Origin of the sequence: Sulfitobacter marinus, from assembly GCF_900116285.1 — a bacterium.
Classification (GTDB): Bacteria; Pseudomonadota; Alphaproteobacteria; order Rhodobacterales; family Rhodobacteraceae; genus Sulfitobacter; species Sulfitobacter marinus.
In genome coordinates this window covers 1-23,613 of sequence record NZ_FPAJ01000009.1, presented here as the reverse complement: position 1 = coordinate 23,613, position 23,613 = coordinate 1, and the positions used below count along the sequence as shown (strand labels likewise).

The following is a 23,613-nucleotide window of genomic DNA, read 5'->3' as shown; positions in this document are numbered from 1 at the left end:
GCAACGCGATATGACGGCCCCAGCCCTGATCCAGAAAGCACGCAACATGAATACGCCCGATGTTCCCCTGACCCAAGACCTTGTGTTGGTGGGCGGCGGACATGCGCATGCGCTGGTGCTGCGCAAATGGGGGATGAACCCGCTGCCTGGCGCGCGGCTGACGGTCATCAACCCCGGCCCAACCGCCCCCTATACTGGTATGCTGCCCGGACATGTGGCGGGTCATTATAGCCGCGACACCCTCGAGATTGATCTGGTGCGCTTGTGCCGTTTCGCGGGCGCACGGCTGATTTTGGCCCATGCGACTGATATTGACCGAACCGCCCGCCTGATCACGGTCGAGGGGCAAGGCCAGATCGCCTATGATGTCGCGTCGATCGACATTGGTATCACAGCCGAAATGTCGATCGCCGGATTTGATGATCATGCCGTCGGGGCCAAGCCGCTGGATGTCTACGCGCAGCGCTGGCGCGAATTCGTGGCCTCAGTCGGGGACGGATCGATTGACCCTAACGTGGCCGTCATCGGCGGCGGGGTTGCCGGATGCGAGCTGGCGCTGGCCATGTCACATGCGTTACAGCAAGCCGGTGCCACCCCCGAAATCACCGTGATCGAGGCAGGGTCGCAGATATCAGGTGTGGGCGATATGGCACGGCGCAAGCTGATGCGCGCGATGTCACAGGCAGGAATTTCCCTGCGCACCGATGCTCGCGTCACCGCTATTGAGGCAACACAGGTGCGACTCGAAGAGCACGACCCAGTCGCAGCGGCACTGACAGTGGGTGCCGCAGGCGCATTTCCGCACCGGTGGCTGGCCAACACAGACCTGCCCCTGATCGACGGGTTTATTGAGACGACCCCCGATCTTAGCATCAAGGGCGACCGGTTTGTCTTCGCGGTCGGCGACTGCGCCGCAATGCCGTTTGCCCCGCGCCCCAAGGCGGGTGTCTTTGCCGTCCGTGCCGCGCCGGTATTGCATCACAACTTACGTGCCGCATTGACGGGCGGCACCCGTAAGACGTTCAAACCGCAAAAGCATTATCTCAAGCTGATCTCCTTGGGCAGTAAATCTGCGATGGCAGAAAAATTCGGGATCGCATTTTCCGGCCCGCTGCTGTGGCGCTGGAAGGACCGCATTGATCGCGCGTTTATGGACAAGCTTGATCACCTGCCGCAGATGAAACCGGTCAAGATTCCAGACGTCGCAGCCCTTGGTACGCGTGAAATCATGCAAGACAAACCGCTCTGTGGTGGCTGCGGGGCCAAGGTCGGCGGCGCGCCATTGGCCGAGGCTCTGTCGGGCCTTGCTGATCCCACAAACCCTGAGATCGTGACGGGTGTGGGGGATGACTCTGCAATCGTCAAAATGCCGGGCGGTGGGTTTCAGGTGCTTAGCACCGATCACCTGCGCGCCATGGTCCATGATCCGGTGCAGATGACACGTATCGCGGCGGTTCATGCCTTGGGTGATATTTGGGCGATGGGCGCCGCGCCCCAAGTTGCCCTGTCCAGCCTGATCCTGCCGCGTATGTCCCCGGCCCTTCAGGCACGCACCCTGCGCGAAATCACTGACACGGCCCGTAAAGTCTTTGACGCGTCTGGTGCCAGTTTAGTTGGTGGTCATACCACGATGGGGGCAGAGCTGACGATTGGGTTCACCGTGACCGGTACCCGCGACACGATGCCGATCAGCATTGCTGGCGCGCACCCGGATGACGTCTTGGTGCTGACACGTCCAATCGGGTCCGGTGTGATTATGGCCGCGCATATGGAAGGTACCGCCAGCGGCCGCGAGGTTGCCAATGCCTTGGCCATCATGGAGCAATCGCAATCACAGCAAGCCGAAATCTTGCGCGATGCCCATGCAATGACAGATGTGACCGGATTTGGTTTGGCTGGTCATGTGCTCGCGATATGCAAAGCGTCGGGTCTGGGCGCGGTTCTGACGCAGTCGGATATTCCGTTTTACAAGGGCGCGCGCACCTTGTCTGACGCTGGTGCCGCCTCCTCGCTTTTACCTGCGAACCGTAAGAATGCGCCGACCCAAGGGATTGATGATCCGTTGATGCATGACCCCCAGACCGCCGGTGGGTTATTGGCTGCCATGCCCCAAGCTGTGGCCGAGAACGCCCTGAGCGAGCTGCAGAACAAGGGATTGCAGGGTTGGATAATCGGCAGGCTTCAAAGGGGCTTGCCCACGGTCACGATCACGTAACGCGCGGAGTCAATTCCTTGGCGACCTGCGCGAGGGTGCTGTCCTCTAGAGTATCAAGCGTGATCACCTGATCTGCCGCGACTGAGCGCGCCATGGATTTGGCATAGCGCGGGTCATAATGCGCTTGCATCAACCCGGCGGCCAATGCCTCCCACGCACCCTGATCCGCCAGTTCATGCCACGCCGCAATAACGTCGGCGGCATGATAGGGACGGAGCATATCAATCTGGCCATGCAGCCGTCCACTGTCTTCGGTCAGATCCGCATAGGCGGTCGCCAGAAACCGGGCACGCGCGGCAATCGGTGCCCGCAGTTCGATCCGCGGGGCATCGCGCATCGCATGCCACAGGGCCGATGGCACCACCCGCGCCCCAATCTTGCTGCTTTCCGCCTCGACCCACGTAGTACGGGCCGGATTCATACGATCCAGCTGCGCGGCAAGCCGCGTCTCGAACATCTTTTGTGAGGGTTGCCCCCCTGCCCGCACGCCAAACAGCGATCCCCGATGATTGGCCAGGCCCTCAAGGTCGATAACCTGCGCCCCAGCTTGGGCCATATGATGCAGCAGGCGTGTTTTCGCCGTACCCGTCCCGCCTGAAATCAAGGTCAGTTTGTGGGGCAGCGGAGTGTCATAGACTTTAGCGACCACCAGCCGCCGATAGCTGCGATACCCGCCATGCAAAAGCTGTACCCGCCAGCCGATCTGATCCAGGATCGTAGCAAACGACCCCGACCGCTGCCCACCCCGCCAGCAATAGACCAAGGGCTGCCATCCACCCGGTTTATCCGCCAGCGGCCCCATCAAATGCCGCGCCGCGTTCTGCGCCACCAAGGCGGCACCAATCTTACGCGCCATAAAGGCGCTGTCTTGTTTGTATATCGTCCCGACCGTCACACGCTCGTCATCCGATAAAACCGGCAGATTGATCGCACCAGGAATGTGATCATGGGCAAATTCAGCAGGGGACCGCACGTCAATGATCGTATCCGCCCCACAGGCGGCGACGTCAGGCAGGTCATTTAGGCAAAGAAATTTCATTATATGCTTTCACAACTAGGGTGCCTCAACTTTAAGTAACGTCCAGCGCCCAACCTCCTACAAGGGCTTGCATACCAGCGTTCAGTGCCGATACGTATGGAGGGCTAAGATTTAGCGCAAGCAATCGACAGTTACTGCTATTTTAGCTAGTCAGCTTGCAAGAGATACAATGTGCAAGGGTACTTTTAGAATGCAAATAGAACAAACCCCACTTAACGGCGTTGTCGTGATCACACCATCGCGATACGGGGACCATCGGGGTTTTTTCTCGGAAAGCTACAGCGCGCGTGCGCTGTCCGAGCACGGTATTGCCACGCAATTCGTGCAAGACAATCATTCCTTGTCGATGACGCCAGGCACCATTCGAGGTCTACATTTTCAGGCCCCCCCTCATGCGCAGGACAAGCTGGTGCGCTGCGGGCGCGGGGCGTTGTTTGATGTGGCTGTGGATATTCGCAAAGGCTCGCCCACATATGGGCAATGGTTCGGGGTAGAACTGAGTTTCGAGAACGGCAAACAGCTATTGGTACCTGCAGGGTTTGCCCATGGCTTTGTCACCCGCGCACCCGAGACCGAGATCATTTACAAATGTTCGGATTACTACGCGAAGGAAACTGAAGGCGCTATTGCGTGGGATGATCCCGATATTGGGATCGATTGGGGGCTGGGAACGACGCCTCCGGTTTTGTCAGAAAAGGATGCAGATGCGCCTTCTTTGGCTGATCTCGACAGTCCATTCACGTTTGAGGATGTATAAATGAAGTTGTTGGTAACGGGTGGCGCAGGGTTTATTGGCTCGGCTGTGGTACGGCTTGCGGTGGCGCAGGGGCATAGCGTTGTGAACCTCGATGCGCTGACCTATGCGGCCTGCCTTGAGAACGTGGCGAGCGTAGCGGACAGCCCGCTTTACGCATTTGAGCAGGCCGATATTTGCGATCGCGATGCGATGGACCGGATCTTTGCGGCCCATCAGCCCGATGCGGTGATGCATCTGGCAGCTGAAAGCCACGTGGACCGGTCGATTGACGGGCCGGGCGCTTTCATTCAGACGAATGTGACCGGCACCTACACTCTGCTGGAAGCCGCGCGCAGCTATTGGCAAGGGGCCGGCAAGCCGGAGGGGTTCAGGTTTCATCACATCTCTACGGATGAGGTGTTCGGCTCTCTTGGTAAAACCGGTCAGTTCACCGAAGATACGCCTTATGATCCGCGCAGCCCTTATTCCGCATCTAAAGCCGCCAGCGACCATTTGGTGCGCGCTTGGGGCGAGACCTATGGCTTGCCAATCATCATGACGAACTGCTCGAACAATTACGGCCCGTTTCATTTTCCCGAAAAGCTGGTCCCCGTCGTAATCCTCAAGGCGCTGGCCGGAGAACCGATCCCTGTCTACGGTGACGGTGCGAATGTGCGCGACTGGCTGTTTGTTGAAGATCACGCCGATGCGCTGCTGACCGTGCTTACCAAGGGCGAACTGGGCCGCAGCTATAACATCGGCGGCGAAAATGAGGTCAGCAATCTGGATCTGGTCAAGATGATCTGCGCCCTGCTGGATGACCGGCACCCGAGCGCCGCGCCCCATGCCGACCTGATCACCTTTGTCGCCGACCGCCCTGGTCATGACCAACGCTACGCCATTGATCCGACACGCATACGGGCAGAGCTGAACTGGCAGCCTTCGGTCACGGTCGAAGAAGGGTTGGCGCGAACGGTCGATTGGTACCTCGAGAATGAGGACTGGTGGCGCGCCTTGCAAAACCGTCAAGGTGTTGGCGAACGGTTGGGCACCGCATGAAGATACTCGTATTTGGCCACAGTGGTCAGGTCGCGACAGAGCTGCGCGCGCTTGATGGTGCCGACGTTCAGATCACCGCCCTTGCCCGCGCGGATGCAGATTTGACTGCCCCCGACACCTGCGCCGCCGCGATTGACGCCCACGCCCCCGACGCCGTGATCAACGCGGCCGCCTACACCGCCGTAGACAAAGCCGAAAGCGACGAGGCAATCGCCCATCTGAGCAACGCGCAGGCCCCCGGTGCCATGGCCCGCGCCTGCGCCGCCCGCGACATCCCTTTTGTGTCGATCTCGACTGATTACGTGTTCTCTGGCGAAGGTAACACGCCTTGGAAACCCGCCGACGCCACCGATCCGCAGGGTGTCTATGGCCGCACCAAACGGGATGGAGAGATCGCGATTGAAGAGGCTGGCGGGCGCTATGGCGTGCTGCGGACCTCTTGGGTGGTCTCGGCCCATGGCAACAATTTCGTCAAAACCATGCTGCGCCTTGGGGCGGAACGTGATGCGCTGACCGTCGTCGCCGACCAAATCGGCGGGCCCACGGGTGCCGCCGAAATCGCACAGGCTTGCGTGCTCATTGCCAAAACTCTTGCATCAGAGCCAGAAAAATCAGGCGTTTACCATTTTTCGGGAACGCCTGATACCAGCTGGGCCGAGTTCGCCCGTGCAATTTTCGACGCGGCGCAAATTTCCTGCGCCGTTACCAATATCCCATCTTCCGACTACCCTACCCCCGCCAAACGCCCGCTGAATTCGCGGATGGATTGCAGCGCGACGCAGGCCAACTTTGGCATTCCCCGCCCGGATTGGCGCACCAGTCTGGCCCACATTTTAAACCAACTTGATGCTTCTAAGGACTGATTTCACATGACCCAGACCCCCAACCGCAAAGGTATCATCCTCGCCGGTGGTTCAGGCACACGTCTCTATCCGATCACTATTTCCGTGTCGAAACAGCTGCTGCCGATCTATGACAAGCCAATGATTTACTATCCGCTAAGCGTGCTGATGCTGGGCGGTATCCGCGAGATTTTGATCATCACCACGCCGCAGGACGCCGAACAGTTCAAGCGTGCTTTGGGCGATGGAAGCCACTGGGGCGTGTCTTTGACCTATATCACACAGCCCAGCCCCGACGGATTAGCCCAGGCCTATCTGCTGGCCGAAGACTTCCTCGACGGTGCGCCCTCTGCGATGGTTCTGGGTGACAACATCTTCTTTGGCCACGGCCTGCCTGATATCCTTGCCCAAGCCGACACACAAACCACAGGGGGCACCGTCTTTGGCTACCGCGTTTCCGATCCCGAACGTTACGGCGTGGTGGATTTTGACGAGAACGGCAACGCCCGTCAGATCATCGAAAAGCCCGACGTGCCCCCATCGAACTATGCGGTGACCGGGCTCTATTATCTCGACAACACAGCGTCCGAGCGCGCAAAGACCGTCAAACCATCGCCACGTGGCGAACTGGAAATCACGACGCTGCTTGAAACCTACCTGCAAGACGGGTCGCTGAACGTCCAACGCATGGGGCGCGGATATGCCTGGCTCGACACCGGAACGCACGGAAGCTTGCTGGATGCCGGTAACTTTGTGCGGACACTGGAGACGCGGCAAGGCCTGCAAACCGGCAGCCCCGATGAGATCGCGTATAATCAGGGGTGGATTAGCGAAGCCGGATTGCAGGAAAGAGCGACGCTGTTCAAGAAGAACGACTATGGGAGATATCTCAAAGGCTTACTCAGCCAGCCCAATCGCGGCCGTTTCTAGATTGATCCACGTCAAAGACCTGCGCGTGCAGGCTGTCACTCTTGGTCCACTAAAACCAAGAGGAGCATGACAACCGTGAACGACGTGGCAAGCAGTAGGATACCGTCCCCGGGTGCGCCCGAATTCCGCGCTGTCAGTGTCTCTGACCTAGTGCATGCGTTAAGACTGGGGGCGGCAGATTTGCGACGCGCGCCGCTGTTCGGGTTGGGCTTTGCTGCTGTTTATGTCATCGCGGCCTGGGCCATGGCATGGATCACATGGCGCACCGGAACCACCTTCTGGCTGGTGCTTGCCGTGTTCGGCTTTCCCCTGCTTGGCCCGTTCATCGCTGTGGGCCTGTACGAGGTGTCGCGCAGATTACAGGCCCGGCAATACCCCAGCCCGTCAGCCGTTTTGAGCGTTGTCCTAAGGCAGCGAAAACGATCATTGCCGATGATCGGTGCCATCACGATCGTGATTTTTCTATTCTGGTTTTTTCTGGGCCATATGATCTTCGCGCTGTTTTTGGGGCTCTCGCCGATGTCCAATATTTCATCTTCGCCCGACGTGTTTCTAACACCCAACGGGTTGGCCATGTTGACCGTTGGCACCATCGTTGGTGCAATATTCGCGCTGCTTTTATACATGATCACGGTTCTGGCCGTTCCCATGGTGCTGGACCGCGAGGTGGATTTCATCACGGCAATGGCAACGAGTTTCAGCTATGTCACCCACAATCCGGGGGTGATGCTGGGCTGGGCTGCGTTCATTGCCGTTCTGACATTGATATCGCTTGCGCCCATGTTTCTAGGATTGTTTGTCGTCCTACCCTTGTTGGGACATGCCACGTGGCACCTGTATCATCTCTTGATCGTTCCGACCGACGGAATAGCGGGACAGCCCCCGCGTCGGGAAACCTGATTTGCACGACAGTTTCTGATCCTGCTCTGGCCGCTTCGGCGCGGTGCCCTACATCCTGTGATGCGCGGCGTTTCGCCTTGCCGCCATTTTTCAAGCCCTAGATGACGCAGCGCGCGGGGCCACAGTTACAAGGAGTAGACACGTGATTTTTGATAACACCATATTGGACGCCATCGCCCGCGGCGGGTTTCTAAGCGTTTTCGCCCTGTGCTGGGTCATCCTTTTGGTACGCATCGTCGGGTTGCGCTCATTTTCCAAGATGACCAATTTCGACTTCGTCATGACGGTTGCCATGGGGTCACTGTTGGCCGGCGCATCCCAAGCCAGCGAATGGACGGGGCTTGCCCAAATTCTGGCCGCGATGGCCAGTCTTTTCGCTGTGCAGTTTGTCGCATCGATCCTTCGCCAACGCAGCCAAATGGTCGCCAATCTGTTGGAAAACACGCCCGTATTTCTGATGCGCGACGGCGTGATCCTGTATGACGCACTGCGCGCGACACGTGTGTCTGAAAGCGATCTGATCGCCAAGCTTCGCAATGCAAACGCGCTGGACCTGTCCACCGTGCATGCCGCAATTTTGGAAACCACGGGCGACGTGTCTGTCTTGCATGGCGGCAAGATGGATCAGATCATCCTTAAAGATGTCGCAGCGAATTAGGCTTTGGTGGGTTATCTCAGGTGGCGTATTGGTCCCGCCACCTGAGATTGCGGTTTAGATAATTGCCTTGCGTACCTGCGCCGATACCCATTCGCTTAGCACCACAGTGGCGAGGATCAGCAACAGGATCACAACCACCTGATCCCATGCCAGAATGGCCAAGGATGCGTTCATCTTCAGGCCAAGCCCACCTGCACCGACCAGCCCCAAGATCGCGCTCTCGCGGATGTTGATGTCCCAGCGGAAGACCGAGATGCTCCAGAATGCGGGGAGGATTTGAGGCACAATCCCATAGGTCAGCACCTGCGCAGGCCCGGCACCGGTTGCGGTGATCGCTTCGATCTGGCGCGCGTCCGTTTCCTCGATCGCCTCATAGAGCAGTTTGCCGACAAAACCGATGGATCGCAGCGCAATGGCAAGGATCCCGGCCAACAACCCCGGCCCGATAATCGCCACCAACAGTAGTGCCCAGATCAACGAATTAATCGACCGTGAAGTCACAATGATGAACAATGCAATCGGCCGCAGGAAAGTGGTCGACGGGGTCGTGTTCCGCGCCGCCAGAAAGGCCACCGGGATCGCAATAATTACGCCACCGATGGTGCCCAAGGTCGCGATATTCAACGTGTCCCACAATGGTTTCATCAATTGCGGCAGATAACCCCATTTCGGGGGCATCATGCGACCGCCAATATCCAACGCCTGATCGGGAGCATCCCAAACAAAGGCCCAGATCGTGTCTTGGGACATGATCTGCCAGCACCATACAAACAGTGCCACCAGAGCAAACCAGCCCAGCCACAGGATCGCCCGTTGGGCGGGGGCGCGGTGCGCCCATTCACGAGGTAATGTTTGGGTCATTGCAGGAACTTCCGCAGATAGCTTGAACTGTATTCCGCCACCATCACGATGGCGATGATGATCAACAAGATGGCCCCGGCACTGTCATACTCGTACCGGTCGATCGCCGTATTCAGCGTGGCACCGATGCCGCCCGCACCAACGATCCCGATCACCGCGCTTTCACGAAAGTTGATATCCAGACGGTACAAAGACAACCCAATCAAACGCGGCATGATCTGTGGCTGGATCGCATAATTCAGCATTTGCAGCCACGATGCACCGGTAGACCGGATTGCTTCGACCTGCGCCTCGTCGATCTCTTCGATCTCGTCCGCGAGCAGTTTTCCGATGAAACCGATGGTAGCGAAGGACAGCGTCAAAAAGCCGGCGAAGGGACCAAAGCCGAACATCGCCACAAGGAAAATCGCAACGATGAGTTCCTGCAACGAACGGCTGATGGCAATGACAGCGCGGCAAAACACATAGACCTGACGCGGCACGATATTGCGCGAAGCACCAATGCCAAACGGGATCGACACCAGCACGCCCACGACCGTCGACGTCAAGGTCATCGTCAGGCTTTCGATCAACCCTTGGCTGATGTCCTTCCAGCGGCTGCTGAAATCAGGTTGCAGGAACCCCATGACAAATCGTTGTCCGCGCTCCAACCCTTCGGAAACGCGTTGCCAGTTCACCTCCACCGATCCAAGGGCCAGCACCAGATACAGCAATACGCCCAGTTGCAGGGCCAACCGAACACGTTTGTCTGACACAATTTGTGGTGGCCGCCGCCATGTGCCGGGATAGCTGCTCATGCCATAACCTCGGCTGCCCGTTCAACGTCGAGCGGACCTTCGCTTTCGTCGTCATCGCCGGGGCGCATGGTGTTCCAGTCTTCTGCACCATAGATTTCGGTCAAGGCATCTTCGCTCAGGTCCGTGGGCGGGCCGTCAAATACCACAGTACCTGCGCGCAGACCGACAAGACGCTCCATAAAGGACTGCGCCAGCGGTACATCGTGAATATTGACGATGGCAGGCAAGCCCCGTTCGGCGCAAATTTCGGTCAGCAGACGCATGATCTGGCGGCTGGTTTTCGGATCAAGGCTGGCGGTTGGTTCGTCCACCAGCAACAAATCAGGTGTTTGCATCAAGGCGCGGGCGATCCCGACCCGCTGACGCTGGCCCCCAGACAAGGCATCGGCCCGTTTATCCGCATGCTGCAACAGCCCAACACGGTCCAGTAATTCATAGGCGCGGCGGATGTCTTCGGCCTCGAAGCGGCGCAACCAACTGCGCCAAAACGGCACATAGCCCAGCCGCCCGGACAGCACGTTTTCCATCACGGTCAAACGTTCAACCAAAGCATATTCCTGAAAGATCATCCCGATCCGGCGACGCTGATGGCGCAGCTCGCTACGCCCCAATTGGGCAAGGTCCACATCCCCCAGCCACACCTCGCCCGAGGTTGGCTCAACCAAGCGGTTGATGCAGCGGATCAGGGTGGATTTCCCTGCACCCGATGGACCAATCAGCCCGACAAGCTGACCTTTGTTAATCTCGAGCGTTACATCGCTCAGGGCCGTGTCACCCGTCTTGTAGGTTTTCGACAGGTTTTTTATTTTCAGCATTCTGAACGCTCCGAAATGCAACAGGCGGGCCTTTGTGCCCGCCTGTCTTGGTTGGTTTTTAAAAAGTTACTGGCAGTTATAGACGACGCCGTTTGCATCGTCGATCTTGCGGATCACTTCCCAATCTTTTTTGAACGAGATTTCGATGAACTGCGCTTCGCCGCTCTTGCCGAACTCCTCTTCCAAAGCAGAGCCCTCCCAATCAAACGAGAAGAACGCCTCTTTCACTTTAGCCTGCAATTCCGGTGTCAGATTATGGGCAACGCCATAGCCTGTCGTCGGGAATGTTTGCGAGGTATACAATGTGGTCAGCTGATCATCAGTGACCACTTCACGCTCAACCATGCGCGCACGGACAGAGTTCGCGATGGCGGCAGCGGGGTAATCTTTGTTCGCAACGCCCAAGATCGAATTGTCGTGTTTGCCTGAAAACACAGGTTCAAAATCGCGGCCCGCTTCCATGTTGAAATCGGCCTTAAGGATCGCAGATGGTGCCTTGAAGCCAGAGTTTGATGTCTCTGAGGTAAAGGCGAGCTTGTTCCCTTTGATGTCTTCGATTTTTTCAATGCCGGAGCCGGGATACGAAATGATTTCCATCTCGTAGCCAAACGATCCATCAGCCGCCGCCATCATCGCAAAAGGACGCAGGCCACCACAGGCCACGGCCAACGGGTTTGACCCTGTGTTAAATCCCGCAACGTGCAAGCGCCCAGCGCGCATCGCCTCGATCTGGGCCGCGTTGGATTGAACCGGAAAGAACTGCACTTTTTTGCCTGTTACTTCGCTCATGTGGTCCAGAAAACCGGCCCAAACTTCGGCGTAAACCGCAGGGTCTTCAACCGGGGTGTAAGCAAAAATCAGCGTCGACGGATCAATCTGATCAGCGGCATCTGCCGGAATATCAGCGATCAAATCGCCATCCGCGTCGGTATAGCGATCGCTTAATGTGAATTCGGCAAACGCGGGTGCAGTCATCGTCGCCAATAGCGCCACAGCAGAGGCGGCCTGTTTGAGGTATGTCATGGTTTCTCCCTAAAAGTATTCTTCCCAACGCCCTGCCAGAGCCCGATCTTTTTGGCAGCCATATCCGGTCTATCCCCTTGATTTTAAGGTCTTCGACGCGGCTATCTGTCAGGTGTTTCACGCAAAATTAATTACATTTGCATCAGAGCACTTGTCAAACGTTAGCGGCGCTTAAATCGTTGATTTTACAAAACTTTCATATTCCTCGGCAAGGTGTACTAGCGGCAATCCTTGCTGCCATTCATCAATGTGTCAACAAAATACGACGCTTTTGGTGGGAAAGCGGATTGGTAACCTGCGAGTTGTCAGGGTAAATAATCCCCCCAACACCCTAACTACCAGTTGCCCCGAAAGTCCGACAAAGGCAGTTAGTTCTCAATGAATATGAAGTGTTTGGGGAGTGTGCATTTTGACGTAGCCTCTTGGCCATGCGAGCCGGAGCTGCCTTAATCAGAGCGGTATGTTTGGGACCGTATATAGCCCGCAGCTAAACAGATTATGTCACCCAAGCCATCACAGCTATGCGACCAAATCAGCGCTGTTTAAAACCGTCTCGCCTGCTCACACCAGATTAAGCCGCCGCCCGTCTGGTCTGCATGGCAGTTCGCATGTCGTCCAATAGCTTTGCAGGGTTTCTAGGGCGTTTTTGATGCCCTCTTTATTGGGCCGCTTCACAATATAGCCATTCACGTGCTCAGCATAGGCTTTGTCGATGTCTTGCACGCTATCTGAGGTCGTGAACATGAAAACAATACTGCTTGGCGCACCGCTGTTTGATCGCAGTTCTTTCAGGAATTCATGCCCGTTCATCCTTGGCATGTTTATGTCCAGCAAAACCATAAACGGGACAGGCAGCGATCCAGATTTGATCACCTCCAATGCCTCAATTCCATCCTCGGCACGCTCTACAACAGTGCCCGGCGCTACTTTTGAAATCGTCCGCTCGACGATCATTGCATCAAGCGGGTTATCTTCAACTAAAAGGATGTTCATCTGCCGTGTCATATTATGCCACTTCACTCAACGCGGGGTCTTGGGAGAGCGCGCCGCTGGGCCAGAAAAACGTGAACTCTGCGCCTTCCTTTTCCGATGACGCCACGCCGATATTATAACCGTGGCGCTGCACGGCTTTTTTAACGATAGCCAATCCGATGCCCGTGCTTTCCGGCTCCTCTCCTTTGCGAAGCGTCTGGAAAACATCGAATATTCTGCCATGGAATTCCGGTGAAATCCCATTGCCGTTGTCCTTGACGGAAATTTTCAACCGGTCACCCTGATCTTCGATCTTTACGTCGATCTGTGCTGTGCTTGGGTCGGGATGGTACTTGAACGCATTGGTGATCAGACCTTCAAAAACGCGTCTGAAATTATGGCTGTCACATGTAATTTGATCGACCTCAGAGGACAGCCGTATTTGAGGCTTCTCAACACCAAGATCTACCACACAATCAGCGATCAACCGTTTAAGGTTCATGCTGGGCGGGGTCTCTGCTTCGTAGTTGCCGATGCGGGAAAACTCCATAATGCCTTTTGTCAAATCATTCATTCGGTTAACCCGCTCGTGGATCATCTTGAATTGCGCCTTAATCTCAGCGCGGTCATCAAGGGGGCCAAAGATCTCCTCAAGGTCTTCTTCGATCACGTCAGCGAGATACCCGATTCCACGGATGGGCGTCCTCAGGTCATGGGACGCGATATACACGAATTGTTCAATTTCAGCATTTGCCTGTTCAAGGTGCTTGGTTTTTGCGCGCAGATCCACGGTAAGCTCGCCTGCGTAGTTCTGTGCCCGACGGTTGGAACGCGCCAGCATCACCAACAACGAAAATATCAAAATTTCGATGATCAATCCGCCAATCAAGATCAGCATCGGCTGCTCCGACCCGTTCTCTTGCCGAAATGTCTTATTTGTGCGGATATCCAGAACCCAGTTGCGCCCGTACATATCAAGCGTAACCGTTTCAGAGAACATCGGAGTGTCGTCTTGTGACGCATCTTCGACGCTATGTTCATCGTAGATTATTTTGTCATTGTCTTGGATGCTAAACCGGACATTGCGCAAGTCTTTTGACAACAGCCCCTCGACCAATTTACGCACGACGAATGACGCGTAAACGACACCGGCAAAACGGTCCTGCCTTGCCTCCAAGGTTTGTGGTTTTCCGCCACGATAAAAGGGCGCGTAAAACAAGAACCCGGGCGTTTTACCGCTGTCTTGTACTAGAAAAATCGGCCCCGTGATCCGGGCAGCACCACTGTCACGGATGGCCATGACGCCCGCCCTGCGGTTTGTTTCATGGGCCACATCCAGACCAACAACGGCGGCGTTTATATCCTCGGGTTCGATGTAGGTGATCGGTAGCATGAAGTCTTGATCATGCTCAGGGTACACCGCAAAATCAGGCCCTTCTGCGGCGCGCGCCGCTTGAAATCGCGCGAAATCTCCCCTTTTGACGTAGGTGATCACGCCAAAGCTGTTTGCACCGGGGTATCTCTCCCTGATTTTCAAGGATTGCGCAAAGGCCTTCCAATCGAAACGCGTGGTCTGCCCACCCAGCGCATCAACATGCGCCACACCGGACCATAACGCGTCTTCATAACGAGACATGCGATCGACAATCAGGCCAATTGTACGATCCTTGGCTGCGTGAAACCGGTTTTCAACCTGTAGATCCACTTGATGCCTTGAGTAGAGATATGCGCCAATCGTCATCGCCAAAGACATCAGCACGATGGTAATATGTAAAACGGAAACGCCCCCCACATGGGGTTCTGAAGTGTTCACACTGTGCACCCTTGAACAAAAGTTGAGACGGCTGAATTTGGTGCGGTATTCATCCAAGGTTGGTCTTAACTTTTGGTGAAAACTCGGCAGTGCCGCACTGTGAATGGCCACGTTGCAACGCTAAAATTTGACTTAATAGCAAATAGCAAAAATGTTGCCTGCCTGCGCAGATCATCGAAAACGTGCAGGCGTTATGAGGTCCGGCATTCGCGGCACTGACCTTGATCTATTGGACCGCCAACGGTTTACGTTTGCGGACGCTGATCAGCAGCCCGACCGTTAGAACCACAAGTGCGAAGACACCGATCAAGCTTAGGCTTTCGCCCAAGATCAGCGCCCCCAATATGGCCCCGCCCCCCGGCACCGCCGCAAGGATGAAAGACGTGTTTCCGTTGCCGATTGTCCGCGAGGCATATGCGATAAAGAGAAGACCGATCAGGTTCGGTACAAAGCCTTGATAGATGGCTTGCAGCACCAGCGGGCCCATGGGCGCAGTGGCGATGCCCGACGGCAACCAAAGCGCCCAGATCGGCAGATAAAGCACCGCATTCACAATCGTTCCGCAGAAGATAATCTGCATCGCACTTAGCTGCCACCTCTCGGACAGGATGACGTAAGACGAGAAAAACAGCGCGCCAATCAGAAACAATATGTCGCCAACCCACGCGTTCTCTCCGCTGGTGGCAGTGGCGTCGAAGGACAACGCAACGGCGGAAACAAGGATCAAGCCAGCCCCAAGCAATTGCCGAAAGCTGGGGCGTATGCGCGTGATAAAGACTGCGAAAATGATGCTGATCAGGGGCAGCAATCCGTTCATGAAAATGCCGCCATGCGCAGCAGGTGCATATTTAAAGCCGGAAAAGACGGTCAGGATATAGATCGGCCCCAAGATGAATGAGACGACCGCGATCTTTGCGAGGCTCAGCCCCCGCCACGGCTTGTAGTACAGGCAAAGCGGCACAGCCACCAGCGACGCCAGACCATAGCGGAACGCGGCCAGATCATAGATCGTTAAGCCGCTGTTATTGGCGACCCGACTGACGATCAGCCAAAAAGACCAAACAAATACGATGCTCCACGCGGCGGCATAGCCGGTGAGGTTGGCAGGAAGGGTAATTGGCATATGCGCTGTGTCTGACCTGATGGGGAAATAAGGGGTCGTGGGCCTAGCAGTAGATTTCGACCGCCCCATAGGCAAGGGCATGCCCTTAGAAAAGACGGTGCCCACCATGCGCATGGATGCAATGGTTGCGACGTTTGAACAGTTTTCACCGTTGCGTTGTTCAGGCAGAGCCGCTAAAGGCCCATTTCGAAAAGCGGCAGACGACGTACCATATCGCCACATCATTCATTTGATGTTCCAATATTTCCTTCGGCTCAGCGCCCAGGCGCACGACATGGACCCAATGAAAGGTTTTGCTGTGCAGACCCCCTATTACCTGATCGACAAATCCAACCTCCTGACCAATCTGGAAAAGATCGCCCACCTACGTGTGGCCTCAGGGGCTAAATGCCTGCTTGCACTGAAATGCTTTGCCACGTGGTCGGTCTTTGATTTCATGTCTGAATATATGGACGGCTCGACCTCGTCATCGCTGTACGAGGTGCGCTTGGGCCGCGAAAAATTTCCGGGCGAGACCCATGCCTATTCGGTTGCCTATGCAGATCACGAGATTGATCAGGTGCTGGCCCATTCTGACAAGGTAATTTTCAATTCTATCGGTCAGCTGTCGAAATTTGATAGCGTATCCCAAGGGCATGTGCGCGGGTTGCGGGTAAATCCGGGTGTTTCCACATCTGAATTCGATCTGGCCGATCCCGCTCGGCCCTTTAGCCGGTTGGGCGAACATGACCCTGCAGAGATCGCCAAGGTCAGCGACAAAATCAGCGGTTTGATGTTTCACAACAACTGTGAAAACGACAGCTTTGAGCGTTTCGACGAGATGCTGACCCTGATCGAAGACCGCTTTGGCGCGTTGATCCACGACATGGATTGGATCAGCTTGGGTGGCGGCGTTCACTTTACCGGCGAAGGGTATCCGCTGGACCAGCTTGCAGCGCGCCTGAAGGCATTTGCCGAGACCTATGGCGTACAGGTGTATCTTGAGCCCGGAGAAGCCGCGATCACCGGGGCCGCGACGCTTGAGGTGACGGTGCTGGACACAATGCATAACGGCAAAAACCTTGCAATCGTTGATAGTTCTATCGAGGCGCATATGCTGGACCTGCTGATCTATCGCGAGCCTGCAAAGGTCACCCCGAACGTGGGCGACCACCAATGGATGATCTGCGGAAAATCCTGCCTTGCCGGCGATATCTTTGGCGAGTTCCGATTTGACGCGCCGCTAAAGGCCGGGGATCGCATTTCATTTCAAGACGCTGCAGGGTACACAATGGTCAAGAAAAATTGGTTCAACGGCGTCAAGATGCCCAGCATCGCAATCCGCGAGCTTGATGGAACCACACGCATGGTGCGCGACTTTGACTATGACGACTTTGCCGCGGCACTGTCCTGAACCCATTAAAAAGAGGTCTTTTGAATATATGAAACGTAATGTTCTGATCATCGGCGCAGGCGGTGTTGCACAGGTTGTGGCCCATAAATGCGCGCAAAATAATGATGTCTTGGGCGATTTGCATATCGCAAGCAGAACCCTGTCAAAGTGCCAAGAGATCATTCAAACCGTTCACGACAAGGCGGCGATGAAACAGGACGGCGTTTTTGATGCACATCAGGTTGACGGAATGGACAGTGCGGCGGTTGCGGCGCTGATCACCAAAACCGGCGCGCAGATCGTGATCAATGTGGGGTCGCCCTTTGTGAATATGACCGTGCTTGAGGCGTGCATTCAAACCGGTGCCGCCTATATCGACACCGCTATTCACGAAGACCCGACCAAGATTTGCGAAACCCCGCCGTGGTACGGCAACTATGAATGGAAGCGCCGCGAGGATTGTGCCGCGGCCGGTGTCACCGCGATTTTGGGTGCCGGTTTTGATCCCGGCATGGTCAATGCGTTTGCTCGCTTTGCCGTGGATGAGTTCATGGACGAAGTGACCTCGATCGACATTGTCGACATCAACGCCGGTGACCACGGCAAATATTTTTCCACTAACTTCGACCCCGAGATCAACTTTCGCGAATTCACTGGCACCGTTTACAGCTGGCAGAAAGGCGCGTGGCAAGAGAACAAGATGTTCGAGGTCGGTCGCGAATGGGATCTGCCTGTTGTGGGCAAACAAAAGGCCTATATGTCCGGCCATGACGAGGTGCATTCCCTTGCCGCAAACTATCCCGAGGCTGACATCCGTTTCTGGATGGGCTTTGGCGATCACTACATCAACGTCTTTACGGTCCTGCAAAACCTTGGGCTGCTGTCCGAACAGCCGGTCGTCACAGCCGAGGGTCTCGAGGTTGTACCGCTGAAAGTGGTCAAGGCCGTATTGCCAGACCCGTCGAGCCTTGCCCCGAATTACACGGGCAAAACCTGTATTGGTGATCTGGTTAAAGGCATCAAAGACGGCAAAGAGGTCGAGGTGTTCGTCTATAACGTCGCCGATCACAAGGACGCCTATAACGAGGTCGGCAGCCAGGGTATTTCATACACAGCGGGCGTTCCGCCGGTGGCCGTGGCGATGCTGATCGCCGATGGCACTTATGACCAAGGCGTCATGATGAACGTAGAGGAACTGGACCCCAAGCCGCTCTTTTCCTTGCTTGATAACATCGGTCTGCCCACGCGCGTCAAAGACGCCAAGGGCGACAGGGAATGGAACCGCGCCTAGGTCACCCTGCGCTGGTTCACACGGGCGTATAACGGCGGGTGCGAATGTTTCAGTTTGACGGCTTAACCAGGCAGTTGAACTGAAAACACCGTGCCCGCCGCGTTGCTATCAACCGCGATCACCCCGCCATGCGCGCGCGCAATGGTCGAAGCGATGTACAAGCCAAGGCCAAGGCCCTCACCCTCTGAAGTCCGACCGCGCTGGAAGGGACGGAACAGGTTCTCTCTTAGCTCTGCCGGGATTTCCTGCCCCTGATTGGCGACGCTGATGATGACCTGACCAGCACTGCATTCGCCGACCACTTTGATCGGCGTTCCCGGTGCGCCGTGTGACATTGCATTCGACAACAGGTTCGAAACAGCTTGCGCAATCCGGGATGCGTCGCAGGTGATCGGTCGGTCAAAACGCAAGTCCAGCTCGACTTGGCGGTCCGGGGCCACGGCGCGAATTTCGTCGACGACTTCGGTGACGGCAACGGCCAAAGGCGCGTCTTCGGTCGAACGGATGTTGATCCCGCCGCCAAGCCGCGATTTCGCGTGTAGCATCAGGTTATCGATCAGCTCGTTCATGCGGTGCAAAGGCGCGCGCATCAGGTTCAGCGTCGACCGTGCCTTATCCGGCATCGGCTCTTTGCCCAACAGCCGCAGACCGGATGCAAATGCAGCAACCGGATTACGCAGGTCATGCCCCAAAATTGCGACAAATTCCTCTTGGATTTGCCCCAGCTTGCGCTCGTGCTCCAGCTCTAGCTCTTGCGCCTCGATCCGTTCCTCTGCCGACAGGCTGCGCCCGATCAGATTGGCAAACATCTTTAGCATCGCATGGGCCCGCAAACCGCCCAGATCACGCGGTTCGGTATCGATAGCGCATAGCGTCCCGAAAAAGCTGCCATCACTGCGGTAAATCGGCACGGAGGCATAGCTGACGATGCCGAATTTCGCAGCGATGGGATCGTCGCGATAAACCTTGTCGGTCGCAACATTGTTAAAGATGACTTCGTCGCCGGTATCCCGAACAGTCTGGCAAAACGTCGATTGGATCTCGATCTCGTCGCCTTCCGCAATGCCGAAATTCACCTCGTCCACAGAACGGCATGCGACCCACCGGTCGTCGGTGACGCGTGCCACGGCGGCAAAGCGTGCATTCGTCGCCAACATGACGGTTTCAAGGATCGTCTGCACAAGGTCGCTCTTGACCAACCGCTCAATATCCACCTGAAAATCATGGGAGCCTTTTAGGTATGCCTGATGGTCTTGAACCAGAGACGTTTGTGGTGGCTGCTCGCTCATTTATGACCCTCGCAAGTATAATGGCTGTCCGATCCGTTGACCGCGTTGGTGACAAAAATATGTGGGAAAATTCGCGGATGCCAGCGAAATGTTAACACTTATTAAGCGTGGCTTGGCCGCCGGCCCTGACCGGATGCAGATTTACGAGGGACCAAACCACCACCCCTGGAATAAAGTGCCACCCACGCGGGGTCGTGGCGGCTTTATTCAAGTATTTTTTGCACGTCCTCAAATCTGTCCTCACCCCCCTGCCCCAGCCTGCTCGCGAAGAATATCGCAGGGAATGGCCGTTTGATCCTTGTAGGTTTCGGAAATAAAATGCGTCGTGTATCGCACCACCTTTTCATCACCATCGAAAAGCCTGTCGCAGACCTCTTGATACTCAACCATGTCATGAAAATTGCCGATCAATATCGCATCCAGCTCGCCCGTGACGCCATAAGCAGACGAGATGGCAGGCTCGGCTTTGATTGATTTGGCCAGTGCGTCCCTGTCGCGCCGCGTGTGATCGCGGGTGGTGACGGTGATGAGGGCCTTTAGCCCCCGCCCTAACTTGGCGGCACTGGCAAGGTAGGTGCTTTGGGCGAGAACGCCGGATTTGCGCAGCTCACGCACGCGTCGCAAACAGGTAGAAGGCGTCGACCCTACAATATCCGCCAGTTCCGCATGGGTCAGATTTCCACGCTTTTGCAGCGCTTCGATTATTCGAATGTTAAGTGGATCCATATTCGCCTGCAAGATTTCGCCAAAATATCGGTTATTTTGACCACATACTGCAGTAAATAGCCATATGGTCCCGGTGAAAACGGATGACGTAGACAGTAAGGAATACCCACGTGACATATCAAATCGGCATTGGCCCAAATAACAGAAAATCGGTCTATTTTGATGCCACTGTCGCGGATGGGGTGGCGTGTTTTTCCGTCTACAACCACATGTTTATTCCCGCGCATTTCGGCGATCCCGATGCCGAGTATGACAGCCTGATGAATGGCGTCGCGATATGGGATGTGGCGGCCCAGCGGCAGGTCGAAATCGTAGGGCCAGATGCAGCCAAATTGGTGCAATACATTACCACACGGGACATCACGAAAACCAAGGTGGGCCAAGGCCGCTATGTCCCGATATGCGACCACGCCGGCAATCTGATCAATGATCCGGTGCTGCTGATGTTGGCCCCCGACCGGTTTTGGCTGTCCATCGCGGATAGTGATATCGCGCTGTGGGCCAGCGCCATCGCGGCGGAACGCGGCATGAATGTACGAGTGTTCGAGCCGGACGTATCGCCGCTGGCCATTCAGGGGCCCAAGGCCGAAGCCGTGACTGCTGATTTGTTCGGCGACTGGGTGAAAGATTTGAAGTACTTTGGGTTCAAGCAAACCCAATTGCAGGACATTCCATTGGTGCTGGCGCGGTCAGGCTGGTCCAAGCAAGGCGGGTTTGAGCTCTACCTCCAAGACGGCGCGCGCGGATCTGATTTGTGGAACATCGTCAAAACGGCAGGTGCGCCCTACGGCATCCGCCCCGGTGCCCCCAATGACCTTGAGCGGATCGAAAGCGGTCTGGTCTCTTACGGTGCCGATGGGCGCTTGCAAACAAACCCCTGCAACCCTTTCGAGATTTCTCTGGGCAAGCTTGTCGATTTTGATGCCGAGGCGGGCTTTGTCGGCAAAGCAGCCCTTCGAAAGATCAAAGACGAAGGGCCTGCGCGACTGCGCGCGGGTTTTCTCCTATCCGGTACGGCCGAGGAAAACTGCGCACATCAATTGGACATTAAAACCAGCGATAGCCGTGTCGTCGGCCTGCTCAGCGACTTCATCTATTCGCCCCGATTTGACCGAAACATCGGTGTCGGAATGATTTCAACAGCCAACGACTATGACCGCCAAGATTTGATGATCGTTCAGGATGGTGCCTCCCGTAAGGTCACGGTCACAGACTTGCCATTCACGAAAGAGAAGGTGCCATAAAAGCTCTCCTCGTTTGTTCCCCGGCAGCCAAAAAGCGGGTCGGCTGTGACGACCAAGCCCCTTCCCAGACATGTTGATGATCGTGACCAAGTCGGGAACAATCATCAAATAGGGCGAACGTCCGGTTTGAGGCCACCCCTTTGATAGCATTTAGTACAACAAAGGGACAGACCATGGGACTGAAACGGACGGACGAATTTCGCCAAGATACAGCACATTCGGCGGGTGAAGGTCGGCAGAGCGGACACAGCTACCGGTCGTCAAATACCTAGAATATTACGCTTCGGTGTGTAGCAGATTTTACGTTAGATAGGGAATTTTCGTCCCTACCTAAAGACGACCTCGCCTCGAAGAAGCATCCTCTCTTTTCGCCTGCGACTAAACGGGACCACGACTTGATCGTGCTAACAGCATCGCTGACACGGCAGGATAGCGAGTGACTTAACCTCACCTGCGCAGTGTCGTCATCTCGGTAAAAGATGTTAGGTCACCAATAGACGTTAATCACGCCTGAAAATTGCACTAAATTCCAGCGTGTTAACGCGAGTATCACCCACAGCCTCAAGACGGAGACGGATCTTTTTCATTTGATACAAGGTGCTACAAATTTGGGCGAAACTGTCCGGTGTAAAACACCAAGCGTGACAATCCACGTAGGACCCATTTGAGGGCCCATACAGGGTCAATGCGTGTTGTGCTCTTTGCGTAATAGTTGCGTGATAGCCTTCGTCGAAGTGATCGCCGCGCCAATGCCGTGTCGGATCATTGTGTGTGCTCGTGCCATACAAGTTTACTATTGACGAAAGGGAGTGGCGTTCGCGCTGCTCAAAAGACGCTTCCAGGACATTGCCGAGGCTCGTAACCGGAGAGAAATGATCGAAGCAGTAGCGTTTATCCGGTACGATTGCGACGTACCGCCCGCCGTCCTCGAGAAGGTCGTATATTTTTTCCAGATGCGCAATAAGATCTGGCTGGTGTTCGATACAATGGGACGTCACGACGTCAGTAAAAGTCTCTTTGATGATCGAAATATCGCCGTCGGGATCGGTATAGTGAATATCGGGAACTGAATGTTCGGTCACATTTGGGTCAGGGTCTCGTTTCGCCCGCTCTCTCAGCTCTTGTGCATCAAAAACATCAAAGTACCGGGCGTTCTCCCCTGTAATTATGGGACGGAAGTAGGCACCGATCTCGAGGCATAATCCTTTTTTTCCCAAGGTTTGAACAAGATTTTCCCTGAAGAAACGATCATCATCCCGCGACTGCACCAAAGGATGGGAACCCTCATCGCCCAGCTTAGGGTCTGATTCTTTTTCGTATTGTAACAATCTATCTTCTTCGTATTGTAACAATCTATCTTCAATCGAATTGAACCTTGGTGCTAACTTCTTTTCAACGGATTTGGCAATGAATGTACGAAGGCCCAAGGTCGGTATCTCCAATGTTTGATAACTTCCGTTTCTAATTAGCGGCACTGATATCTTAATTGCAAGAACTATAAGCAAAGCATTGATTAGTAGTAACTGACCTTCACTGCAAAGCGGCATTTTGGGAAAATGGACTTAAGCCTGTCTTTCACCTCGTATGCAAGCGGCTTTGTTGCACAAATCCCGTCAGGGATTCACTGCGTGAATCCAGTATGATAGCTGGAAGGCATGAGCAGTTGGGCACCCACGAGATACAAGACCACGAATTGGTCGTCATACAATGATAGCTTGAGGCAGCGCGGATCGTTAGCGATCTGGTTTGATCCTGAGATGACTTGGGCACCGCCGCCGACCGGCAGGCGTGGTCGCCAATGCAAGTTCAGCGATGCCGCGATCCAGACCTGTCTGACCATGAAAGTTTTGTTTGGGATGCCCTTGATACAAACAACCGGCTTTGTTCAGAGCCTGTTGCAGATGGTCG

General features: G+C 55.5%; 22 protein-coding genes. 11 read left to right on the top strand and 11 right to left on the bottom strand.

Annotated elements, in window-relative coordinates:
• Window positions 1-46: 46 nt before the first annotated feature.
• The gene (gene selD, locus BM347_RS17005) at window positions 47-2,215 is read left to right on the top strand and encodes a selenide, water dikinase SelD (protein ID WP_093917709.1); all 2,169 of its coding nucleotides are present in this window, start codon (window positions 47-49) and stop codon (window positions 2,213-2,215) included.
• On the opposite strand, the gene mnmH is transcribed toward selD, so the two are convergent.
• The gene (gene mnmH / locus BM347_RS17000; protein WP_093917705.1) at window positions 2,208-3,254 is read right to left on the bottom strand and encodes a tRNA 2-selenouridine(34) synthase MnmH; all 1,047 of its coding nucleotides are present in this window, start codon (window positions 3,252-3,254) and stop codon (window positions 2,208-2,210) included. The genes selD and mnmH overlap by 8 nt on opposite strands.
• Window positions 3,255-3,444: 190 nt before the next feature.
• Here mnmH and rfbC point away from each other — a divergent pair, with 190 nt between their 5' ends.
• From rfbC to BM347_RS16970, 6 genes are all read left to right on the top strand, one after another.
• On the top strand, window positions 3,445-4,011 hold the full coding sequence (gene rfbC / locus BM347_RS16995; RefSeq protein ID WP_093917704.1) for a dTDP-4-dehydrorhamnose 3,5-epimerase: 567 nt from the start codon (window positions 3,445-3,447) through the stop codon (window positions 4,009-4,011).
• Window positions 4,012-5,049 carry a dTDP-glucose 4,6-dehydratase gene (gene rfbB, locus BM347_RS16990; protein WP_093917703.1) on the top strand — a complete coding sequence of 346 codons (1,038 nt, stop codon included), beginning with the start codon at window positions 4,012-4,014 and terminating at the stop codon, window positions 5,047-5,049.
• Window positions 5,046-5,912 carry a dTDP-4-dehydrorhamnose reductase gene (gene rfbD, locus BM347_RS16985; protein ID WP_093917702.1) on the top strand — a complete coding sequence of 289 codons (867 nt, stop codon included), beginning with the start codon at window positions 5,046-5,048 and terminating at the stop codon, window positions 5,910-5,912. Before rfbB ends, rfbD begins: the two co-directional genes overlap by 4 nt.
• Before the next feature lie 6 nt (window positions 5,913-5,918).
• Window positions 5,919-6,821 (top strand): glucose-1-phosphate thymidylyltransferase RfbA, encoded by a 903-nt coding sequence (gene rfbA / locus BM347_RS16980; protein WP_093917701.1) that lies wholly within the window; start codon window positions 5,919-5,921, stop codon window positions 6,819-6,821.
• 66 nt (window positions 6,822-6,887) lie between these two features.
• Window positions 6,888-7,721: a DUF2189 domain-containing protein gene (locus BM347_RS16975; protein ID WP_093917700.1), complete on the top strand. Its 834-nt coding sequence runs from the start codon at window positions 6,888-6,890 to the stop codon at window positions 7,719-7,721.
• Window positions 7,722-7,863: 142 nt separating this feature from the next.
• Window positions 7,864-8,379, top strand: a complete 516-nt coding sequence (locus BM347_RS16970; RefSeq protein WP_093917699.1) for a DUF421 domain-containing protein — start codon at window positions 7,864-7,866, stop codon at window positions 8,377-8,379.
• Between the two features lie 54 nt (window positions 8,380-8,433).
• On the opposite strand, the gene phnE (BM347_RS16965) is transcribed toward BM347_RS16970, so the two are convergent.
• The 7 genes from phnE (BM347_RS16965) to BM347_RS16935 form a co-directional block, all read right to left on the bottom strand.
• Window positions 8,434-9,240 (bottom strand): phosphonate ABC transporter, permease protein PhnE, encoded by an 807-nt coding sequence (phnE, locus tag BM347_RS16965; RefSeq protein ID WP_093917698.1) that lies wholly within the window; start codon window positions 9,238-9,240, stop codon window positions 8,434-8,436.
• Window positions 9,237-10,037 carry a phosphonate ABC transporter, permease protein PhnE gene (phnE, locus tag BM347_RS16960; RefSeq protein WP_093917697.1) on the bottom strand — a complete coding sequence of 267 codons (801 nt, stop codon included), beginning with the start codon at window positions 10,035-10,037 and terminating at the stop codon, window positions 9,237-9,239. The genes phnE (BM347_RS16965) and phnE (BM347_RS16960) overlap by 4 nt, the downstream gene beginning before the upstream one ends.
• Window positions 10,034-10,852, bottom strand: a complete 819-nt coding sequence (gene phnC / locus BM347_RS16955; RefSeq protein ID WP_093917696.1) for a phosphonate ABC transporter ATP-binding protein — start codon at window positions 10,850-10,852, stop codon at window positions 10,034-10,036. Before phnC ends, phnE (BM347_RS16960) begins: the two co-directional genes overlap by 4 nt.
• A 66-nt stretch (window positions 10,853-10,918) precedes the next feature.
• Entirely contained in the window at window positions 10,919-11,875 is a 957-nt protein-coding gene (gene phnD, locus BM347_RS16950) for a phosphate/phosphite/phosphonate ABC transporter substrate-binding protein (RefSeq protein WP_093917695.1), read from the bottom strand.
• 561 nt (window positions 11,876-12,436) lie between these two features.
• Window positions 12,437-12,868: a response regulator gene (locus tag BM347_RS16945; RefSeq protein WP_245764309.1), complete on the bottom strand. Its 432-nt coding sequence runs from the start codon at window positions 12,866-12,868 to the stop codon at window positions 12,437-12,439.
• 13 nt (window positions 12,869-12,881) lie between these two features.
• A complete protein-coding gene (locus BM347_RS16940; RefSeq protein WP_245764308.1) occupies window positions 12,882-14,660 on the bottom strand; it encodes a CHASE domain-containing sensor histidine kinase in 1,779 nt (592 codons plus the stop codon).
• A 226-nt stretch (window positions 14,661-14,886) separates the two neighbouring features.
• Window positions 14,887-15,783, bottom strand: coding sequence for a DMT family transporter (locus BM347_RS16935; RefSeq protein ID WP_093917692.1), 897 nt, complete (start codon window positions 15,781-15,783; stop codon window positions 14,887-14,889).
• A gap of 298 nt (window positions 15,784-16,081) precedes the next feature.
• Here BM347_RS16935 and BM347_RS16930 point away from each other — a divergent pair, with 298 nt between their 5' ends.
• Window positions 16,082-17,176, top strand: a complete 1,095-nt coding sequence (locus BM347_RS16930) for a carboxynorspermidine decarboxylase (protein WP_093917708.1) — start codon at window positions 16,082-16,084, stop codon at window positions 17,174-17,176.
• A gap of 28 nt (window positions 17,177-17,204) precedes the next feature.
• Window positions 17,205-18,446: a saccharopine dehydrogenase family protein gene (locus tag BM347_RS16925; protein ID WP_093917691.1), complete on the top strand. Its 1,242-nt coding sequence runs from the start codon at window positions 17,205-17,207 to the stop codon at window positions 18,444-18,446.
• A 62-nt stretch (window positions 18,447-18,508) separates the two neighbouring features.
• Here the strand turns inward: BM347_RS16925 and BM347_RS16920 are convergent, their stop codons facing one another.
• Both BM347_RS16920 and BM347_RS16915 read right to left on the bottom strand, forming a co-directional pair.
• Window positions 18,509-19,735 carry a GAF domain-containing sensor histidine kinase gene (locus BM347_RS16920; RefSeq protein ID WP_093917690.1) on the bottom strand — a complete coding sequence of 409 codons (1,227 nt, stop codon included), beginning with the start codon at window positions 19,733-19,735 and terminating at the stop codon, window positions 18,509-18,511.
• A gap of 240 nt (window positions 19,736-19,975) precedes the next feature.
• Window positions 19,976-20,461, bottom strand: coding sequence for an Lrp/AsnC family transcriptional regulator (locus BM347_RS16915; protein WP_093917689.1), 486 nt, complete (start codon window positions 20,459-20,461; stop codon window positions 19,976-19,978).
• A 110-nt stretch (window positions 20,462-20,571) separates the two neighbouring features.
• Between BM347_RS16915 and BM347_RS16910 the strand changes: the two genes are divergently transcribed.
• Window positions 20,572-21,705, top strand: a complete 1,134-nt coding sequence (locus BM347_RS16910) for a glycine cleavage T C-terminal barrel domain-containing protein (protein WP_093917688.1) — start codon at window positions 20,572-20,574, stop codon at window positions 21,703-21,705.
• A 500-nt stretch (window positions 21,706-22,205) separates the two neighbouring features.
• Here BM347_RS16910 and BM347_RS16905 read toward each other — a convergent pair whose 3' ends face one another.
• Window positions 22,206-23,132 (bottom strand): class I SAM-dependent methyltransferase, encoded by a 927-nt coding sequence (locus tag BM347_RS16905; RefSeq protein ID WP_139226526.1) that lies wholly within the window; start codon window positions 23,130-23,132, stop codon window positions 22,206-22,208.
• A 228-nt stretch (window positions 23,133-23,360) separates the two neighbouring features.
• On the opposite strand from BM347_RS16905, the gene BM347_RS16900 reads away from it, so the two are divergent.
• On the top strand, window positions 23,361-23,613 hold a 253-nt coding region (locus tag BM347_RS16900; protein WP_175498612.1), incomplete at its 3' end, for a transposase.

What these genes read in the sequence shown, in the direction of transcription:
- selD (WP_093917709.1), top strand. Translation starts at nt 47, where the DNA reads ATGAATACGCCCGATGTTCCCCTGACCCAAGACCTTGTGTTGGTGGGC.
- mnmH (WP_093917705.1), bottom strand. Translation starts at nt 3,254, where the DNA reads ATGAAATTTCTTTGCCTAAATGACCTGCCTGACGTCGCCGCCTGTGGG.
- rfbC (WP_093917704.1), top strand. Translation starts at nt 3,445, where the DNA reads ATGCAAATAGAACAAACCCCACTTAACGGCGTTGTCGTGATCACACCA.
- rfbB (WP_093917703.1), top strand. Translation starts at nt 4,012, where the DNA reads ATGAAGTTGTTGGTAACGGGTGGCGCAGGGTTTATTGGCTCGGCTGTG.
- rfbD (WP_093917702.1), top strand. Translation starts at nt 5,046, where the DNA reads ATGAAGATACTCGTATTTGGCCACAGTGGTCAGGTCGCGACAGAGCTG.
- rfbA (WP_093917701.1), top strand. Translation starts at nt 5,919, where the DNA reads ATGACCCAGACCCCCAACCGCAAAGGTATCATCCTCGCCGGTGGTTCA.
- BM347_RS16975 (WP_093917700.1), top strand. Translation starts at nt 6,888, where the DNA reads ATGACAACCGTGAACGACGTGGCAAGCAGTAGGATACCGTCCCCGGGT.
- phnE (WP_093917698.1), bottom strand. Translation starts at nt 9,240, where the DNA reads ATGACCCAAACATTACCTCGTGAATGGGCGCACCGCGCCCCCGCCCAA.
- phnE (WP_093917697.1), bottom strand. Translation starts at nt 10,037, where the DNA reads ATGAGCAGCTATCCCGGCACATGGCGGCGGCCACCACAAATTGTGTCA.
- phnC (WP_093917696.1), bottom strand. Translation starts at nt 10,852, where the DNA reads ATGCTGAAAATAAAAAACCTGTCGAAAACCTACAAGACGGGTGACACG.
- phnD (WP_093917695.1), bottom strand. Translation starts at nt 11,875, where the DNA reads ATGACATACCTCAAACAGGCCGCCTCTGCTGTGGCGCTATTGGCGACG.
- BM347_RS16945 (WP_245764309.1), bottom strand. Translation starts at nt 12,868, where the DNA reads ATGAACATCCTTTTAGTTGAAGATAACCCGCTTGATGCAATGATCGTC.
- BM347_RS16935 (WP_093917692.1), bottom strand. Translation starts at nt 15,783, where the DNA reads ATGCCAATTACCCTTCCTGCCAACCTCACCGGCTATGCCGCCGCGTGG.
- BM347_RS16925 (WP_093917691.1), top strand. Translation starts at nt 17,205, where the DNA reads ATGAAACGTAATGTTCTGATCATCGGCGCAGGCGGTGTTGCACAGGTT.
- BM347_RS16920 (WP_093917690.1), bottom strand. Translation starts at nt 19,735, where the DNA reads ATGAGCGAGCAGCCACCACAAACGTCTCTGGTTCAAGACCATCAGGCA.
- BM347_RS16915 (WP_093917689.1), bottom strand. Translation starts at nt 20,461, where the DNA reads ATGGATCCACTTAACATTCGAATAATCGAAGCGCTGCAAAAGCGTGGA.